The sequence below is a fragment of the Bacteroides sp. 214 genome (assembly GCF_010501015.1).
In the GTDB taxonomy this organism is placed as follows: domain Bacteria; phylum Bacteroidota; class Bacteroidia; order Bacteroidales; family Bacteroidaceae; genus Bacteroides.
In genome coordinates this window covers 44,648-62,852 of record NZ_QVML01000017.1, presented here as the reverse complement: position 1 = coordinate 62,852, position 18,205 = coordinate 44,648, and the positions used below count along the sequence as shown (strand labels likewise).

Annotated in this window: 14 protein-coding genes; 2 read left to right on the top strand and 12 right to left on the bottom strand. The window is 46.7% G+C overall.

The features are described from left to right. Positions 1-459 precede the first annotated feature (459 nt). From D0T50_RS11700 to miaB, 10 genes are all read right to left on the bottom strand, one after another. A complete protein-coding gene (locus tag D0T50_RS11700) occupies positions 460-2,100 on the bottom strand; it encodes an amidohydrolase (protein WP_163223714.1) in 1,641 nt (546 codons plus the stop codon). Between the two features lie 14 nt (positions 2,101-2,114). Further along, on the bottom strand, positions 2,115-3,851 hold the full coding sequence (locus D0T50_RS11695; RefSeq protein ID WP_163223713.1) for an AraC family transcriptional regulator: 1,737 nt from the start codon (positions 3,849-3,851) through the stop codon (positions 2,115-2,117). Between the two features lie 77 nt (positions 3,852-3,928). After that, on the bottom strand, positions 3,929-5,839 hold the full coding sequence (locus tag D0T50_RS11690) for a fimbrillin family protein (protein WP_163223712.1): 1,911 nt from the start codon (positions 5,837-5,839) through the stop codon (positions 3,929-3,931). 14 nt (positions 5,840-5,853) lie between these two features. Next, positions 5,854-6,057, bottom strand: a complete 204-nt coding sequence (locus tag D0T50_RS11685; RefSeq protein ID WP_163223711.1) for a hypothetical protein — start codon at positions 6,055-6,057, stop codon at positions 5,854-5,856. Positions 6,058-6,143: 86 nt separating this feature from the next. Then, positions 6,144-6,959 carry a DUF6261 family protein gene (locus D0T50_RS11680; RefSeq protein WP_163223710.1) on the bottom strand — a complete coding sequence of 272 codons (816 nt, stop codon included), beginning with the start codon at positions 6,957-6,959 and terminating at the stop codon, positions 6,144-6,146. Between the two features lie 257 nt (positions 6,960-7,216). Further along, positions 7,217-8,878 (bottom strand): hypothetical protein, encoded by a 1,662-nt coding sequence (locus D0T50_RS11675; protein ID WP_163223709.1) that lies wholly within the window; start codon positions 8,876-8,878, stop codon positions 7,217-7,219. Beyond that, positions 8,875-9,075 carry a hypothetical protein gene (locus tag D0T50_RS11670; protein WP_163223708.1) on the bottom strand — a complete coding sequence of 67 codons (201 nt, stop codon included), beginning with the start codon at positions 9,073-9,075 and terminating at the stop codon, positions 8,875-8,877. The genes D0T50_RS11675 and D0T50_RS11670 overlap by 4 nt, the downstream gene beginning before the upstream one ends. Before the next feature lie 11 nt (positions 9,076-9,086). Further along, complete coding sequence (locus D0T50_RS11665) at positions 9,087-9,284, bottom strand: hypothetical protein (protein WP_163223707.1); 198 nt, start codon at positions 9,282-9,284, stop codon at positions 9,087-9,089. 38 nt (positions 9,285-9,322) lie between these two features. Beyond that, positions 9,323-11,560 carry a hypothetical protein gene (locus tag D0T50_RS11660; protein ID WP_163223706.1) on the bottom strand — a complete coding sequence of 746 codons (2,238 nt, stop codon included), beginning with the start codon at positions 11,558-11,560 and terminating at the stop codon, positions 9,323-9,325. A 284-nt stretch (positions 11,561-11,844) separates the two neighbouring features. Then, the gene (gene miaB / locus D0T50_RS11655) at positions 11,845-13,212 is read right to left on the bottom strand and encodes a tRNA (N6-isopentenyl adenosine(37)-C2)-methylthiotransferase MiaB (protein WP_163223705.1); all 1,368 of its coding nucleotides are present in this window, start codon (positions 13,210-13,212) and stop codon (positions 11,845-11,847) included. A 342-nt stretch (positions 13,213-13,554) separates the two neighbouring features. Here miaB and D0T50_RS11650 point away from each other — a divergent pair, with 342 nt between their 5' ends. Both D0T50_RS11650 and D0T50_RS11645 read left to right on the top strand, forming a co-directional pair. Then, a complete protein-coding gene (locus D0T50_RS11650; RefSeq protein ID WP_163223704.1) occupies positions 13,555-13,914 on the top strand; it encodes an MscL family protein in 360 nt (119 codons plus the stop codon). 32 nt (positions 13,915-13,946) lie between these two features. Beyond that, positions 13,947-15,443, top strand: a complete 1,497-nt coding sequence (locus D0T50_RS11645) for an acetyl-CoA hydrolase/transferase family protein (protein WP_163223703.1) — start codon at positions 13,947-13,949, stop codon at positions 15,441-15,443. A 5-nt stretch (positions 15,444-15,448) separates the two neighbouring features. Here the strand turns inward: D0T50_RS11645 and dacB are convergent, their stop codons facing one another. Both dacB and lpdA read right to left on the bottom strand, forming a co-directional pair. Next, positions 15,449-16,858 (bottom strand): D-alanyl-D-alanine carboxypeptidase/D-alanyl-D-alanine-endopeptidase, encoded by a 1,410-nt coding sequence (gene dacB / locus D0T50_RS11640; RefSeq protein WP_163223702.1) that lies wholly within the window; start codon positions 16,856-16,858, stop codon positions 15,449-15,451. Beyond that, positions 16,855-18,198 carry a dihydrolipoyl dehydrogenase gene (gene lpdA, locus D0T50_RS11635; protein ID WP_163223701.1) on the bottom strand — a complete coding sequence of 448 codons (1,344 nt, stop codon included), beginning with the start codon at positions 18,196-18,198 and terminating at the stop codon, positions 16,855-16,857. The genes dacB and lpdA overlap by 4 nt, the downstream gene beginning before the upstream one ends. Between the last annotated feature and the right edge of the window lie 7 nt (positions 18,199-18,205).

The window sequence follows — 18,205 nt, the reverse complement described above, 5'->3', positions numbered from 1 at the left end:
GTGATATGAATGACAACCTTTTTAGAATGAAAAGATATATTGCGACAACCTTTTTAGTAACAAGCAGTAAAAACTGACAACCACTTTCAGTATAAGTCAATGAAAGTAGCACATTTATCTCTTCACAACTGTGATGATATCTCTTCACAGTTGTGCCGATATATCTTCACATATGTGAAGAGATATCATCACAGTTGTGAAGAGATAAAAAGTGCTGTTTGAAACGAATAAGAGTGCACTGCAAAACGAATAACAATGCAGTGGCAAAAGTTCGAAGAGAAAGTACCCCGGAGTTTATGCAAAATAGGGCTCCACGTAGTACAGTACAGTGGGGTCTGCTTTTTTAGGAAATGAGTTGTGAAGACCTTGTGAAGGCAAAAAGAGGGGGTCTTCACGCATAAGTGTCTAATGTAAAACGACTTACAGCGTTTTGTGAATGTGAAGACCTATTCCCTGAAACTACTTCTGGTGGGTTGTAGCGAACACTACCTCTCCGCCTACAATTGTCATTAATACCTTTGTGGTGGGAATTTGTTTGGCATCTACCGTCATAATATCGTGGTCGAGTACTACAAAATCGGCATACTTGCCAGCTTCGATACTTCCTTTGATGGATTCTTCGAATGAAGCTTTTGCAGCCCAGATTGTCATGCTGCGTAGAGCTTCTTCTTTACTCAGCGCATTTTCGGGTTGAAAACCACCTTCGGGGATGAAGTCCAGGTTCTGTCGGGCAGTTGCGGCAAAGAAAGTGTAGATGGGATTTACTTCTTCGACCGGATAGTCGGTTCCCGAAGGTGCCCACCCCAATTGCCGGAGCAGGTCTTTATAGCGATATGCCTCCTTCAATCGGCAACCTACGCGTTCGTCTGCCCAAAGCATATCGGATGTGGCATGTGTGGGTTGTATAGAAGGAACAATGCCGTACTTACCGAAGAGCGGTAAATCTTCATCCGTTACCATTTGTGCATGTTCTATACGCCAGCGCAGATTGTTTCCTACGGGGAGGAACTCGCTGTACAGGCGTAGCGCGTTTCTGTTTGCCGCATCGCCAATGGCGTGTGTGGCTACCTGAAACCCATGTTCGTATGCCCACTTGCAGTTGGTGCGAAAGGCCTCGTCGGTAGTAACTTTAATGCCCTTGGTACTTGGCGCATCTGTATACGGCTCCAACATTAACGCGCCTCTTGATCCTAATGCGCCGTCCATAAAAAGTTTGATGGTGGAGATTCGCATGTTTCCATTACGATAGGGTGCTTTGAAACGTTCAAAATTGGAAGGGTCTTGCCCTAACCAAACGTCGGCGCGTAGCTTGAGCGAACCTTCGGTAGCCATTGAATCCAACAGTTCAATAACGTCGTGCATTTCGCCACTCGAAGCCGAAGAAGTTAGTCCGTACTTAAAACATTCCGCTTGTGCGGCAAGAAGTGATTTACTCATCTCTTCGCGGCTTAGGGGAGGAAGTGAAGCTACGAGGCGGTCTGATGTGCTTTCCAGAAAGAGACCGGTAAAGTTACCGTTTTTTATAATTGCTTCGCCTGCCGGAATGGAGGTGTCGCCTACCTTCAACCCCAATGCATCTATTGCTTTTTGATTAGCAACAACAGCGTGGAAGTCAATGCGCGACAATACCACCGGAATGTTCGGGAAGCGTTTGTTTAGTTCCTCGTTGGTAGGTAATTCTGGTACTTGCCACAGGTTTTGATCCCAGCCATCGCCAGCAAGGAAAGCAGGTTGCTCTTCGTCGTATCGTTTTTGCAGTCGCTCCACTATCTCCTCGAATGAGGCAGCTCCACGCAAATCTACCTTCCGCAAACTCTCGCCCAGCAAGCTAAGATGCCCATGCGTATCGTTGAATCCCGGGTAGAGTGGTGCTCCTTTCAGATCGATGGTTTGCGGGGACGTGTATTGCTCCTGTAGCTCGTTGTCGCTTCCGGTGGCAACGATTATTCCGTCTTTTACAGCAATTGCGCTGCATTTGGAGAATAGAGAATCTACGGTGTATACGTTCCCGTTTACGATTAATAGATCGACTTCTTTCTTCATTGTGCATCCTGCAAGTAGCAGTCCCATTATATAAGTAAGTATTAGTTTGTTCCTCATAAGAGATTGTTTTATCACCCTTTAGCCGCCCGTTTATATTCGTTGGGCGACAGGTTATAGTGCTGACGGAAGAAACGGTAGAAAGTACGTGTACTGTTGAATCCGCATTGAATGGATATGCTTTCCACCGTTAGCCGCGGCGATTCTTCCAGCATTTTTTTTGCCTCTTCCGCTCGAATGAAATTGATGTACTCCAACAAAGACTGGCCGGTAACGGCTTTCACTGCTTCGAAAAGGTATGTTTTATTGGTGGATATGGCAGAAACGATATCCATCCGGTCTATATCCGATTTGGCAAATCTTCGTTCTTCGTATAAGTATTCTCGCAACTGTTCTACAAGTTTTCGTTGTTGTGAGTTGCCCGGCATATCGCCGGATATATTGTCTTTCATCATGGATGAATATTGCGTGGTTATTGTATTCAATTGGTCCGCTAAGCGGTCTTGCTCCTTAATTTTCAGGTATAACCCACGGTTCTTCCTGAGAATGGAGCGGCTATAGTATATCCATATCCCCAGCGCTATGGCCAGCAAAATGCAGGCGCTCAGCGCAAAGAGAAAGAGGTTCTTGATTTGTTCCTTTTCCATCACATGGCGTTCCACTTCGTACTGCGTGCGCAGTTCGTCGAGTTGCATGCCGTAGTAATCGGCATATATCGAATCGGAGATTTCCGAGAATTGCTCTACTGCTTTCACAGCTTCTTCTCGCATACCCAGCCCGATGTAGGCCTGTGCCTCCATTCTCTTGAAGACTCTTACTCCGGAACTCTGTTTGGTTATCGTCGCCACCTCGTATGCTTTTTGGGCGTACTTCAGCATGTTGGCCCAGTCCTCGCGGTGCATGGCCATGCGGCAGCGATATTCGTACAGGGTATGTTGTATCACGTAATCGTTGGAGTTCAGTTGCTCCATCAAATCACAGTAATGCTCCATCTTGTCGAACTGCTTCATATCGCCGTATAGCCTGATGTATTGCTGGTAGAGCCACATATCGTATGACATGGAATGCCTGTATTGCTGGTGATAAAGATCCAGGTCTTTTTTCCACTTATCCAACAGCTCGAGGTCTTCTTCAAACCTGTCGGAGACGATGTATATCTCGGAAATTGCTTTGTAGAGTTGGAATTTGCAATCACTGGGCGGCATATCGCTTGTAAAGGCATCCATGCCTTCGTGGTAGAACTGTTCGGCCTCTTCGTAGCGCTCCATGCGGGTATATGCATTTCCCATCATGAGGCTCATCAGCGGGATAGCTTCGGCAAACTCGGTAGCTTGTTCTGCCATCCGGCGCACTTCTTTGAGCAGCGTTATGGTCTCTTCATGCTTTTCCATGCGATAATATGCCTGAGACAGCGTATTGGCTATATTGAAATAATGAATCCACGATTTATGCTCCGCCACAAACTGCATATAACCCGGCGCCCGGGCAATGAGTTCTTCGTAAGCTCTGTGATTGAACAGTAAACCAATTACATACTGCTTGAGCATGATCTCCGTTTCCAGATTCTTCTGATTGCGTGCCTCGTCCTGATAGTCATCGAAGTAGGGCAGTGCCACCTTAATATCCGGTTCGTAGTAATACAGATTGAGGGAGAGTTCCAAGTAAGTATTCAACTTCTCCTGTCCCTCGGTTTCCGGCAGCCGCCCGATAAGCGAATCCCGCTGTGCCTGTATGGCATCTGTTTGTGCGCTAAGCGCACAAACAGATGTCCATAATAGGCTTAAAAGCAGTATGTAACGTGTTCTCTTCATTGCAATTACAAATGTAATTAAATCTACGTTAGGAACAAAACATCATAGTTCTGATCTGTTGCCGGGGCAACAGATTACTAGTGTGAGGTTCCGCAAGTAGTCAGCGTATTGCCGGGGCTGCCCGTACCGGTGAGGGGATTAGTGTGCCCATACATATACGTCACCCCGGGAACATTAACGCTGGTGCAGCAGCTGTAGATGACGCCATAATTCGCCCCTGTCAGCTTGCCCAGATACTCATTTCCCACACTGGTTGTGGTTGCCACCATGCTTGTAGCGTAGTTGTGGCAATCGTGTATGGTGGCACGGCTTCCGTTAGAGAGAGATCCGAACTCTCCTACAATTCCGCCTACGTGGCTCCAGCCTTTCAATGCGCCGTAGTTTTTGCAACCGAGGAAGACGACATTTTTGGTCTCGTCAGATACCTCTCCCTTTCCGGCGATGCCGCCTACGAAACCGGAGCTTATTTTTGTTCCTGAGCTTGTTACGCTACCATAGTTGATGCATCCGGTGAAGGTTCCATTCGAGCCGTATCCTATAATTCCGCCTATGGTACCCGATTCGGTGCTTGTACCTTTCACGTCGCCATAGTTGATGCATTGGGTAAGAGTGCTCGAGCCGGTGCCTACAATTCCGCCAACAGTGCTTTTTCCTGTTACGGTGCCCCAGTTTTTACAGTTTGTAATGGTGCCCGAAGCAGTTCCTGCTATGGCGCCAACGTTGGTGCTGCCGGAGATAACTTCTGCCGTAATATTCAGGTTTTCGACCGAACCCGATACGCTTTGGAAGAATCCGAAATTACCGGTTCCCGTATTTACCATCTTGCCGCTGATAACGCATCCGTTGCCATGGAATATTCCCTGAAACGTACCTATCGCCCTCCATCTGTCGGCAGTGATGTGGATGTCGGTGGTGAGGCTATAGTGCTTGCCGTTGCTTGCGGCAAAGTCTTGCGTGGCAAGGTACAACAACTCCTCAGGGCTGGTTATTAGGAATGGATCCGATGACGTACCACTGCCGTTGGCAAAGCGGTAATTCTTTATCACCACATTATTATCAAACGTCTTCGCAATGCGCGCTGTAGAAGGACCATCGAACACCAACGTATTGGTATATATCTTGCCGGGGGCGAAGCGAATATTGGTGTCAGTCATGGGTTTGCTGAATGTGTAGAGGGGTGTTGCGTCTTTCTTCAGTTCAATGCTCAACGAAGAAGTTATCGGATTTATTTGCATAACGGGTACATAAACCGTCAGTGTACGATCAGCGGGCAGGGCATTGAGGGTGAGGTTCAGTGAAATTTCGTCTGTTGTGTTGTTCACAGTTTTCCCTCCCGTGAGATAATCGCTCAATTTAAACTTAGCAGCAAATGAGCCGTTTGTAGAACTACCTGTTACCACCACCTTATTCGGCACATCCGTAGCATCTGCGGGCAATACAATCACAAATTTGAGCACGCTCATGGTGTGTTTCATGGCAACGGCTTGCCATACATCTGTTTCCGGTTCCGTATAATCGCCAGCCATGACCAAAGCGGTGAGGTGGTTGGTATTGTTGTTGCCGATTTGAGTGAGGTTGTTGATGGTGTAACCAACATCATATACCCCTCCGGTAAAGACGGTGTAGGTCTCTTGATTATGGTCTAACCAAGCGCTCGAAATATCGAAAGTAGCTGTTTTACCTTCGTCGGTAGTCTTTATTATACTGTAGGGACCGGATCCGCCGGTATTGCCTGGGTTTGATTTCGATACATTCCCTATCACTATCTTATCCCCCGTCTTCCACTTCACACTGAGTTTTTCTCCGTCTCCGGTCATTTCGTCGGTCACTGCCAGACGTGTATCGGCTACGTCGGTTTTGGTGAGGGTGATTGTTCCCGGTTGTTGTGCGGCGGGGTTTTCTTTGCCGAGGTCGTCGGAGCATGCTGCGACGGCGATGGTGGCTGCCAGTGCAACTGCCACGTTTCGGATGATTTGTATTGTTTTCATACGTTTGGTTTGTATTATTGGGTTAATAAATTGTTGAGCAGGTCTTCCAACTCGTTGAGAGCATCGGTGCTGTTTGTACCTGGTACTCCTGCACTTGTGCTGGTGGGTGATGGTGAGTTGAATATTTCTCCTCCTCCGGTTACGTCGCTCATGGCCATTACGCCTTCGTTTTGCACGTTGATTATTTCAATGTGCGGGGTTTGATAATTTTTTTTCATCTCCTTAATTTGTTAATTGATTAATGAATTGTTTTGTCCTCCCCTGCCCCCCTCAGAGGGGGGACATCGTGGGGCGGACGGGGTCTTTATGTTGTTGGGTCTATAAAGTCGTCGTCGCCCTGATCTGTTCCCGGGCTTAGTTCTTCGCCCGTGCCGAACGTGGGTTTTGGTGCTATGCCTGCTTTATACAAGGTGGTTTGCAACTGTGCGATGTACGAGTTTACGTCATCTATTACCGTTCCGATGGTTGCTTCGGTGCTATTGCTGCGTGTCACCAGATGGTTTACCATGTATAGTGCGTTAATTGCTTCGGCCAGTTGTTTGTAGGCTTCGTCTACTTTGGGGCGTATCGTTTTCATGGTTTCGCTGGTGGCGCGTGTCAATACTTTTTCCGAGCGTTGGGTGTAGAGGGCGTTGAAGGCATCGTTGGCTGCTTTCAGCGTGTCCAGGTCGCCGGCGATGCCTATCTTACTAAGGTCGGCGGGCGCGGCTTCGGTTTTCATTTTGTCAACGAAATCGGTTACGGCGGCTGTCTCCTGGGCAAGAGTCAACTCTGGCGCGTTGCGATAGGGCTTCAGATAGTAATTCAATCTTTTGGCTGCTGCTTTTTTATCTTCGAGCGGACATTTCAGATTGCTTTCGATGATTTGGGCGATGTACCTGAAAATTTCGTCGCGCTGTTTGTCGGCAGCTTCAATTTCGGGTGTTTCCATGTAGTCGCGGTTGCGCAGATAGGCAGCATTTTCTGTTTGCACCAGCTCGGCGTACTGAGATCGCAGGGCGCTGATTTTTTGCTGGGTTGCAAAGGTGGTGGTTACTGCTGACAGTACGTCGAGCTGAAACTGGAAATGCTCGGCGTTGCGGGCATATCCGGGACGAAAGTCCATGTTAATCTTCTTCATTTTTACTTTTTGTTAATTCGTTATTTTTAGAACTGGAAAATTCCGGGATTTCTTCCGCGAAGAACTTTTGTGTTAGAAAATCCTGGGATTCCTTCCGCGAAGAACTTTTGCGTTAGAAAATCCTGGGATTTCTTCCGCGAAGAACTTTTGCGTTAGAAAATTCTGGGATTTCTTCCGCGAAGAACTTTTGCATTGGAAAATTCTGGGATTTCTTCCGCGAAGAACTTTCGAGTTAGCAAATCCCAGGATTTCTTTCATCACAACCCCGGCCGATTCCCCACCTTAGGCGTAAACACACTGGTGTTGCTGGCATCCAGCGGAGTTGCACTGGTGCGAGTTCCGTAGAGCCCGCCTACATTGCTTTTGCCAAGCATCTCTGTCGCCGTATTGCGGTTATTGGTAAAGTTGGCAGGATTGTGGTCGCTTGTCATGTCGTTTCCTACAATGCCACCCACACCGCTGCATTGATAGTGACCCAGCACTCCCCTGTTGGAGCAGCCTGTTATGATGTGCTGTCCATACATGAGACCTACAATGCCGCCTATTTCGCCCGCTCCGTCTATTTTTCCACTGTTGTGGCAGTTGGAGATGGTAAGGATGCCGGTGCCGGTTTGTTTAACCTGCCCTATTATGCCTCCGATGTTACGATAGTTGTTATCGGGTGTGGCGAACGATACGTAGAGGTTTTCGATGGTCATGTCGTCGGTGTCGGTATCCAGTAAACCGAATACGCCGAAGTTGTCTCTGAGAATTCCTGTCAAATTTCCGGATATAGTATGCCCGCCTCCGTCGAAGTTTCCGCTGAATACACCGCCTTCGGAGCCTATTGGTTTCCATTCTGCGACGGACCATACATAGATGTTGGTGGTTAGTTTGAAGTATTTTCCGGCCTGATTCTGATTGTTAAAACCGACTTGCAACGCGAGCCTGCGCAGTTGGCTGGCGGAGGCTATCTGGTAGGGGTCGTCCTTTGTGCCGTTGCCGCCGGCGTAATTTTCTGTGAGAGAAAGTGAATTTTGGGCGGCTACCGTTTCGTCGTAATAGCTTAGAGTGGGCGCTGTCCAATCATTGGCACCGATAACGGCCGTGTAGGCTTTCCCGGCTTCGTACACCTGGCTGCTTCCCAGTTCTTTGGTAAAGGTGTAGACTCCTATACTGGTTCTTAGCTCGATGGTTATCGATTGGCCGGCTTCGATGGTTCTATCCGACGGCATCAGTTCGAGCATCATGTAGGCGGTTACTTTCCTGTTGCCGTTGGAGAGGAGGCTTATGCCGTTCAATGTCAGGGTCAGGGCTTCGTCGGGCGTACGTCTCGATGGGGTATTCGCGAGGACGAAAGCCCCCACCTGCGTAGTGCTCAATGTAAGCGATTGCAGAGATTCAAAGCCTGTGGATGGGAAAGGGGCGGGCAGGGTGATGTCGAATTTCATCAGGGATGCCAAAGGCTCGAATTCTATATCGGAGAGGTCTTCGCTATATAAGCCCGTGAACATGCAATTGTAGTTGCCGAGGTGTGCCGTCGATGCGTTCCCGGTTTGTGTCTGAGTAGTGTAATCTACTTCGAAACTGGGATATTGTATGAAATAAACTCCATCAGACTCGGGTTTCGTCCCTGTAAAGGTGGCGGTGTTGGTGCCTGCTCCGGAGACGAGGGTGAAGGTTTGCGTGTCGGTGTATCCTGTATTTGCGATCTCGAATTGGTCTCCCTCTTCCCATGTTACCTTTACTGTGCCGTCTACGGTTCCGTTCAGTTGGTCTTCCATTGCCAGTCGGGTATCTGCTGCGGGCAGTGTTGCTGTGATGGTTATTTGCTCTCCTTTTTTTTGTGGTTCTTGCTGTTGTTCTTCGTTGCTGCATGCTGCGAAGTTCATGGCTATGGCTATTGTCACGGCGATGATGGTTGTTGCTTTGGTTTTCATCTGGTGGTAAGTATTTCTTCGATGAGGATTTCGATTTCGCTCATCGTGCTGTTTTCACTTTGGTTACTTCCGCTGCTGAACATGGCTCCTCCGTTATCGAAGTCGTTCACTCCTGCGCCTGCGCTGGCTGCCATAATTCCTTCGCTTTGCACGCTGATGATTTCGATGCGTGGTGCTTGATAGTTTTTTGTTTTCATATTCTTTTTCATTAGTACGTTAATATGTTGTTAATTAACTCTTCGAGTTCGCTCGCTGTATCCTGCTGATTTCCTCCTGTCGAAGTATTCCAGCTTCCTTCGCCTATATCGGGTATTCCGCTGCCGCCTACGTTGCTGGCTGCCATAATTCCTTCGTTCTCTACGCGTATTGTTTCCGTGCGTGGTGGGGTGTATATTTGCTTTTTCATCTCTTTTTGTTTTTTATTGGTTGTTATTGATGATGGGGTTAGTGGGAGTCGGTGCAAGTGGGTAAGAAGAAATCGTCGTCAACGAGGCCCCATCCTGTTACTTCTACGCTGGTGCAGCAGTCGTAGATATATGCTCCTGCTCCTACAAACCGGTATCCTATTAATGTTCCTTTCTGCACAGAGGTATTATTGGTTTCTACGAGCCGGGTGCTTTCGTTGTGGCTGTTGTGTATTTTTTCATGATAGTGAGTTCCTACCAATCCGCCAATCATTACCGTTTTCATATTTTTTGCTTCCACTGCGCCGCGGTTGCGGCAGTTGGCCATGCCGGTTTTTGTATAACCGTCTAATACTCCTGCCACTCCTCCTATATGGGTTTCATTGGTCGATGCGGATACTTTCAGGTTTCCTTCGTTAATGCAGTCGGTTACTACATTGGGGCTGGTTCCTGTTATGCCTCCTATCACGTTGCTATGACCGCTTGTGTTATTCAGGTTGGCTGCGGTGATGTTTCCGGCGTTGAAACAGTAGGTAGGAGTTCCGTCTCCTGTTATCCCGCCAATATATGCTATGCCGTCTGCTTTGGTTACGGTTATGTTGCTGTAGTTGCGGCAGTGGGATACGGTGCTGTTGAACGCGTTGCCTGTTATACCTCCCACGTATGTCTGCGATTCGCTCGAAACGGTGATTTCGCCCGAAGCGGTGCAATGGGTGGTTGCAGCTCCCGAAGTATTGCCTGCTATGCCACCTGTTTTAACTTGGGAATTCTCTCCTGTTGTTGTAGCTGTTATATTTCCTGTCATGGTGCAGTGGGCTATGGTGGCTATCTTTCCATCCGATCCGTATGCATTTCCGATGATTCCTCCTATTGATCCTCCCTTGCCTTCAACTGCGATGGAGCCTGTCATGGTGCAGTTTTCTATGGATATCAAGGCTGTGCTGCCGATAGATATTCCGCCTATTATTCCGCCTATAGCTCCGCCTTCCGAAACTATATTTGCTGCCACATGCAGGTTTTTAATCGTACATTCATTATATAAGAAGCCGAAGAATCCGAAGTAGGGGTAGTCCGGGTTTCCGGCATCGTTCAGCACTCCGCTGATGGTGTGTCCTCCGCCATCGAATGTGCCGTGGAAAAATCCTTTTCTGCTTATCGGTTCCCAGTGGGTGGCGGTTACGTGTATGTCTGTGGTGAGCAGGTAGTAATTGTAATCGGCGTTGTATGCGCTGAATACTTCCACCAGCTTTTTCAGGTCGGCCGCATTGGAGATGAGGAAGGGGGTGTCTTCCGTAAGTCCGTCGCCTCCCGAGAAGTTGGGGGCTACTCCGTCGCTCACGGTGGCGTCGGAGAAGATGTTGTTGGCGGCTATCGCTGTCAGTGTTGCCTGGGGTATATTATATACGTAGCCTTCTTCGATAGCCTGCCCACCGGTGGCTACGGCGATTGTTCCTGTTGCGGTTATGCGGGGGTTGGTTTCGTGGGCGTATTGCACGTTCACGTTCAGGCTTTCGTCAATGCTGTTGGGGAATATCACGGCGTAGATGGTGGATGTGGCGCCGGCGGTCACTGCTTCCATGTCTTTCAGGGCGATGGTGACGCCTTTGACGAAGACCTCGTCGTAGTCATCGTTTGCAGAGCCCATCCCGATTGCAAAATTTTCCCCGTCGGCGTTGTTCAGGGTAATGGATACGGGTTTGTATCCCAGTGCTTCGGTGGGGTGCTTCACGTTGATGCGCAGTACGGCGGTAGCATGTTCAAATTGGAGTTCCTGGGTAAGATCAGTAGCCCTGGCTAACATATAGGTATATTCGGCTATGTGATCGAGGTTGTCGTTTCCTGTCTGCGTCTGTCCCAGCAAGTTGAACATGCCTTGTTGAGGGTCTGTCAGTATGCGGTGGGCGGGATATACGAACATATACATTTCTCCTGCAGGCATGTTCCCGGTGAAGGTGGCTACACCTGCTTGTATATCCGTTATGTCGAATATCTGCCCGGTAGAGATAGTAGCACCCTCGTCGAACATTCCAAAGACCATCAGTGCGTCGTCGCGTTGGGTGGCGTGGTCTTTGGTCCATGCTGCTTTAATTACTTTGTCGATGTACTGGTGCGACAGACGAGTGTCGTTGGTTTGGTTCAGTCTTGCCTTTACGGTGACTGTTTTTCCTGTTTCCGCGTGTGGCGGTTGGTTCACTTCGATTTCTTCCCGGGAGCATGCACCCAGATTAGCGAGCAAAATAACTGCTGCTGCGTACGATAGGATTTTGTTTGCCTTCATTTTTGTTTTCTTTGTTATATGGAACTAAAATTGATTCTTTGACAAAGAAAAACAAAAGAAAGATACTAAATGTGACACACATTCCGAGCTTGTGACACACGTTCCGAAAGATTAGGACTTAGTGTTAAAAAGACGGATTTTTGTAGGAATTGCTGTTCTTTTTGGCGATGAAATCGGTGAAATGGAGAGAAAAGTGAAGTTGTTTCGAAAGAATAGGTATTAACCACAGGTTAACAGATTTATTCGTTAACCTGTGGTTGACTGTAATAAATATTCAGGCTTGTTTACACTGTCCGACCCTTCAGTGTTGCCGGTGTGGCATCCGTTATGGTTACGGTTACGTAATCGCCTATTTTGTACCCACCGCGGTCAAATACGACTACTTTGTTTTGCTCGGTGCGACCGAAAAGTTGTTCGCGCGAACGTTTTGAAATCCCTTCGACAAGAACTTCGTATGTTTTGCCAATGTTGCGGGCATTGCTTGCCGCCGATAGCTTGGTTTGGAATGCGATGATTTCGTTGAGGCGAGCTATCTTTACCTCTTCGGGAACATCGTCGGCGAGATGCTTAGAAGCATACGTGCCCGGTCGCTCGGAGTACTTAAACATAAAGGCAGAGTCGTAACCACACGCCTCCATCAGCGAGAGTGAGGCTTGGTGGTCTTCTTCGGTTTCGGAATGGAACCCCGAGAAAATGTCGGTACTTAGTCCGCAGTCGGGAATGATGCGGCGAATAGCGGCTACTCGTTCCAGGTACCATTCGCGGTCGTATTTGCGATTCATTAGTTTAAGAATGCGCGAGCTTCCGCTCTGCACCGGCAAGTGAATATGTTTGCACACATTAGGAACCTGTGCAATAACCTCCAGTGTTTCGTCACTCATATCTTTGGGGTGTGAGGTGGTAAAGCGTACACGCATGGTTGGAGCGGTTTCGGCTACCAAGCGTAGCAACATAGGGAAAGTGATTGTTTCTTCTCCTTTCTCAAAACGATACGAGTTTACATTCTGTCCCAGTAGCGTTACTTCTTTATAACCTTTAGCGGCAAGGTCGCGCACTTCGTTGAGAATGCTTTCTACATCGCGACTTCGCTCTCGTCCGCGTGTGTAGGGTACAATACAATAGGTGCAGAAATTATTGCACCCCCTCATAATAGATACAAAACCCGATATGTGATTTCCACAAACGCGCGAAGGAATTACATCGCGGTAGGTTTCTGTTGTAGATAGCTCTACATTAATTGCCTTTTCGCCTGCTTCTACAGCAGCAATCAGGTCGGGTAGCGAGAGGTATGCGTCGGGTCCTACTACCAAATCCACATGATGATTCTCTATCAGGTCGTCTTTTACACGCTCTGCCATACAACCCAGTACCCCTACAATGAAGCCTTTTTTCTTTTTCTTAAGCGAGTGGAAATACTCCAGTCTGTTGAGGATTTTTTGTTCGGCATTGTCGCGAATAGAGCAAGTGTTGAGGAACACCGCATCGGCATCGTCGAGCGACTCAATAGTTATATACCCTGCCATTTGCATGACCGATGCGATAACTTCGCTATCAGCCACATTCATTTGGCAACCATACGTCTCAATAAACAATTTTTTACTGTCGTTTGCTACAGTTGCAGATTTAAAGTCTGCTCCCGTTGATTCTTTCATTTTTCTAAAGTCTTTGATGTTTTACTAATAATATGCTTGCAAAGATAGGTCTTTCGATGGTAATGAATAGGTATATTTAATCTTAAAATAGCTGCAATAAGCCTTTTAGAACGCAGCCTTGTGATAATAAATGTTAATTAGTTGAACTTTTGCATTCGAGAATTTTGCTTAGTTGATTAAAATGTTCAATTTTGTCCAATGAAAGAAACATTAGATTTTTTCATAGTTAAGGTTTAGGTTAAAAAAATTAAGGGGAGCTGTGAAGCTGCCCTTTTTTCATTTAAATACTTGGCTGCTATTAGATTTAATCCCTATCTTTGGCATACTTTTTTGAAATAAATTATGGGAGAAAGTATTTTATCTACAGTTTTATTTATCGGCTTCATTATTATTATGGTTGTAAGAACTCTTAATAAAAAGGCTGATGAGCTTGAAGCGCAACAAAAAGCAGCAAGTCCCGATGATATAGAGATGGAATATGAGACATTCGAAGCAGAACCGGAAGTAAAAGTTCCTGAACAAACTTTGCCTATCGAAACTCTCGTTTCTTCCCACTCTGTGCGACAACAAAAAACAAAAAAACATTCAGTTCCCACTCCACGCGAACAAGAACCCCATCCGCGCGAAGAATTTGACATAACTTCCATTGATGAAGTGCGTCGTGGCATTATCTGGTCCGAAATTCTAAAAAGAAAGTATTAATCAATCTTACATAAGAAAAAAACAACAAAATTATGTCATTTAAGTTTTTAACTGCTGCCGAAGCAGCAAGTATCGTAAAGAATGGCTATATTGTGGGTATCAGCGGTTTTACACCTGCAGGTTCTCCTAAAGCCACTACAGCAGAGATAGCGAAAATAGCCGAAGAAGAGCACGCTAAAGGGAATCCTTATCAAATCAGTATACTAAGCGGTGCTTCTACCGGCGACTCGTGCGACGGTGTACTTACCCGTGCCAAGGCGTTGAAATATCGCGCTCCTTATACTACCAACAGCGACTTCCGCAAAGCGGTAAACAATGGAGAGATTGCTTATAATGATATCCACTTGTCTCAAATGGCACAAGAAATTCGTTTCGGGTTCTTTGGTAACGTAGATGTGGCTATTGTTGAGGCTTGTGATGTAACAGCCGATGGTAAAATTTATCTTACGGCAGCAGGTGGTATTACACCGACAATTTGTGCCAAAGCTGATAAGATTATCGTTGAACTCAATAGCGCGCATAGTAAGAATATGATTGGTATGCACGACGTGTACCAACCTCTTGATCCTCCTTACCGTCGCGAGATACCTATTTATAAAGCAAGCGATCGTGTTGGTACTACTTATGTGCAAGTCGATCCGAAGAAGATTGTTGGTGTTGTAGAGGTAAATATGCCCGATGAAGCACGCGGTTTTACGGCTCCCGATCCTATTACAGAACAAATTGGCGTAAACGTAGCTAACTTCCTGGCGTCGGATATGAAGAGAGGTATCATTCCTTCTACTTTCTTGCCATTGCAGTCGGGTGTGGGTAATATCGCCAATGCGGTACTGGGTGCGCTTGGTCGCGACAAAACCATTCCTAATTTTGAGATGTACACTGAAGTAATTCAAGATTCGGTGATCGATTTGATGAAAGAAGGACGTATTAAATTTGGTAGTACCTGTTCATTGTCGGTAACTAACGAGTGTCTGGATGAAATCTATGCCAATATGGATTTCTATCGCGATAAGTTGGTGCTTCGTCCGTCGGAAATTTCTAACAATCCGGAAGTAGTTCGTCGTTTGGGTGTTATCTCTATGAATACTGCCATCGAAGCGGATATTTATGGAAACATCAACTCTACTCATATAGCAGGTACGAAAATGATGAATGGTCTTGGTGGCTCGGGCGATTTTACCCGCAATGCCTATATCTCTATCTACTCGTGTCCATCTACTGCGAAGAATGGTGCTATCAGCTCTATTGTTCCGATGGTATCACATGCCGACCATAGCGAGCACTCTGTAAACATCCTGATTACCGAACAAGGTATTGCCGACTTGCGTGGAAAGAGCCCGGCAGAAAGAGCGCGCACAATTATCGAAAACTGTGCGCACCCCGACTATAAGAATATTTTATGGGATTATTTGAAAATTGCGACTAAAGGACAAACCAGTCACAGCATGAGAGGCGCGTTGGCCATGCATGCTACGTTGCTCGAAACCGGTGATATGAAGAATATCAACTGGGCAGACTACGTGAAGTAAGCGGTTTATTCGCAAAGTAGTTCGCATATAGCATCTTGAAAAGATCTTGCACGGGCACTTGTCAGCGTATTCTGATTCATAATAGAAAAGGCTAACACGTGCCCGTTCTTTGTTTTCGCATAGCCCGCCAATGTAGAGATACCCGAAATACTTCCTGTCTTTGCCGCTATGTTCAGATAAGCGTTTGTGCCTCTTCCCATGCGGCTCTTTAAAGTGCCGTCTGCTCCACCAATCGGTAACGTTTTATAGAATTTGCGGAACAGGTCTGTATCAGCATAAGCGTACTTCAGCAAATCCACAAAGAGAGCAGGAGAAAGAAGATTGTAATCTGATAGTCCACAAGCATCTCCCAACTCATATTTTTTAGGGTCGTGTCCAACTTTCTCTATCAGTTCCTTTATCATTTCCAATCCTTCCTCCGTTGATGTTTTTTTCTTACCGGTACGGGTCGATGCAATCTTACAGAGCAATGCTTCGGTTGCCATGTTGTCGCTATCCTTCATGATATCACGCAACACATCATCTACTGTTTGTTCCAGGCAAGTTACCAGTACAGCGGTAGAATCGGAGGTAAATTCGGCATACTCATAGTTGCTGTCCAGTTCAATTCCTTTCTGCTGTAAGCGCTCTACAAGGGTGTGCATAAAGAAATTCTGCGTGGTGTACATATTCACTGTTCCTGTTCGTTGACGATCTACGTTTCCGGTTACAATGATTTCGTTTCCGTTTTCAAGCCAGTTGCGCGAAACGCGGAATTTATCCGCATCCGGTGTGCCGGATTTAGTTTCGTTGATTAATGTGTAGAAACCCGATTGTGGCACAAGGCTGAGTGTAGCTGGTTGGCCTGTCGCATTCGGTTTTGCGGTTACCTCTACAATTCCTTTGTTGAACATGAGTGGAGTTAGGTAGGGCTGATAATAATAAGGTGTATCATCCCACGACCAGCCACTGCCCCAGTAAAGTGAATCTTTCATAGATACATCACCGTAAATTTTCCCCTTGATAGATGAGAAAGGAAGAGCGGCAATTTCCTCTACCAATATATTCATAGAGGAGTCGTTGAACTGCGGGTCGTAACCTCCCACAACATACAAATCTCCGTACAGTGTGTTGTTTTTAACGTCTCCTTTGTACCACACATTGGTGCGAAAAGGTTCCTCACCATCGGGCTGTGTAAGCGCGGTAAGCACAGTGAGTATTTTCATGTTGGATGCTGGGCGACAGAGTTTCTTCTCTTGATACTGATACAAATATTCTTTGGTGTGCAAATTATAGATACAAATGCCTACTTGCGACTCTTCGGGAAGTTTCTCGGCAAGCAGTTTATCTATTCGTTCGTGTAAGGATGCTTGTCCCCAAGCAGGTAATAGCCCAAAGGAGAAGACAAGGAGTGTTAGTAAAATACGTGTGTTCATAAGGCTTCTCTAAAAATTTCGCATACTGTGGGGTGAGGGAATACAATCTTCTTCCAGGCTTCGGCAGTGAGGCGTTGTTCTACTGCCATACCGGCAAGGGTAATGATTTCTGAGGCTGGATTGCCCAATACATGTGCACCAAGAATGGTTTCGTCTTCGGCAACCAACACTTTGCAAATACCGTTTACTCCTTCATTCTCGGCAACAAAACGTCCTGAATAAGCCATCGGGAGTTTGAGCGATTTGTAAGAAATACCTTTAGCTTGCAGGGACTCTTCCGTTTCGCCCACACCTGCAATTTCGGGATTGGTGTATACCACACCCGGAATGGCGCGATAGCTCATACTGTCTTGTTTCCCTAAGATGGCATGTACGGCAACCTCTGCTTCGCGTACGGCGGTATGTGCCAAGAGCGAGAATCCGGTTAAGTCGCCACATACATATACACCGGGTACGGAGGTTTGCATTTGTTCGTCTACAAGGATGTTACCTCTTTCAGTTCTCTTTAATGCAAGATTTTCTAATCCGATGTTGTTCCCTGCCGGACGACGTCCTGTACTAACAATTACTCTCTCGGCAATAATTGTTTCTGCACCGTTCTCGTTTTCATATGCTACACCTATTTTGCCGTCTTCGTTAGAAAGTGCTTTCACCTTGCTACTCAACAAGAACTTAATACCTTTCTTGGCATACTCTGCACGTAGTGCGGTAGCAAGTTCTTTATCCATGCCGAAGAGAATCTCGTCGAGCATTTCTACTACAGTTACTTCTGTTCCCAAACTATTGAAGAATGAAGCAAACTCCATACCGATAACTCCTCCACCTATTATTATAAGAGAAGCAGGAAGCTCTTTATTATCGAGCGCATCGCGATGTGTCCAGTAGTTTACTTCCTGAATACCGGGAATGGGAGGGATGGCAGTTACCGATCCGGTACAAATAATCAGATTCTCGCACTGGTAGATTTCCTCACCACATTTCACAGTATGCTTGTCTACCACAGAGGCTTCTCCTGTTACAATTTGTACATGGTGGGCGGTGAGTTTAGCTTTCACTCCCAACACCAGTTTGCGAACAACCTTTGTTTTGCGTGCAATAATCTTCGATAAATCGAAAGAAACATCGGTGGCGCTTATTCCATATTTGCTGGCGTGGCATGCCGAGTCAAATGTTTTGGCAGAGTAAAGAAGGGTTTTGGTAGGAATGCATCCTTCATTGAGGCATACACCTCCAAGACTGTTTTTTTCAAAAATAACAACTGTAAGTCCGGCTTTCCCGGCAGCTTCGGCAGCGGTGTATCCGGCTGGTCCACCGCCAATAATGGCTACGTCAAATTTCATAAAGTAT

Coding starts and splice junctions, on each gene's coding strand:
- D0T50_RS11660 (WP_163223706.1), bottom strand. CDS start 11,560: ATGAAGGCAAACAAAATCCTATCGTACGCAGCAGCAGTTATTTTGCTC.
- D0T50_RS11650 (WP_163223704.1), top strand. CDS start 13,555: ATGGGAGAAAGTATTTTATCTACAGTTTTATTTATCGGCTTCATTATT.
- D0T50_RS11670 (WP_163223708.1), bottom strand. CDS start 9,075: ATGAAAACAAAAAACTATCAAGCACCACGCATCGAAATCATCAGCGTG.
- D0T50_RS11675 (WP_163223709.1), bottom strand. CDS start 8,878: ATGAAAACCAAAGCAACAACCATCATCGCCGTGACAATAGCCATAGCC.
- D0T50_RS11685 (WP_163223711.1), bottom strand. CDS start 6,057: ATGAAAAAAAATTATCAAACCCCGCACATTGAAATAATCAACGTGCAA.
- D0T50_RS11695 (WP_163223713.1), bottom strand. CDS start 3,851: ATGAAGAGAACACGTTACATACTGCTTTTAAGCCTATTATGGACATCT.
- D0T50_RS11645 (WP_163223703.1), top strand. CDS start 13,947: ATGTCATTTAAGTTTTTAACTGCTGCCGAAGCAGCAAGTATCGTAAAG.
- D0T50_RS11680 (WP_163223710.1), bottom strand. CDS start 6,959: ATGAAGAAGATTAACATGGACTTTCGTCCCGGATATGCCCGCAACGCC.
- D0T50_RS11700 (WP_163223714.1), bottom strand. CDS start 2,100: ATGAGGAACAAACTAATACTTACTTATATAATGGGACTGCTACTTGCA.
- D0T50_RS11665 (WP_163223707.1), bottom strand. CDS start 9,284: ATGAAAAAGCAAATATACACCCCACCACGCACGGAAACAATACGCGTA.
- lpdA (WP_163223701.1), bottom strand. CDS start 18,198: ATGAAATTTGACGTAGCCATTATTGGCGGTGGACCAGCCGGATACACC.
- D0T50_RS11690 (WP_163223712.1), bottom strand. CDS start 5,839: ATGAAAACAATACAAATCATCCGAAACGTGGCAGTTGCACTGGCAGCC.
- miaB (WP_163223705.1), bottom strand. CDS start 13,212: ATGAAAGAATCAACGGGAGCAGACTTTAAATCTGCAACTGTAGCAAAC.
- dacB (WP_163223702.1), bottom strand. CDS start 16,858: ATGAACACACGTATTTTACTAACACTCCTTGTCTTCTCCTTTGGGCTA.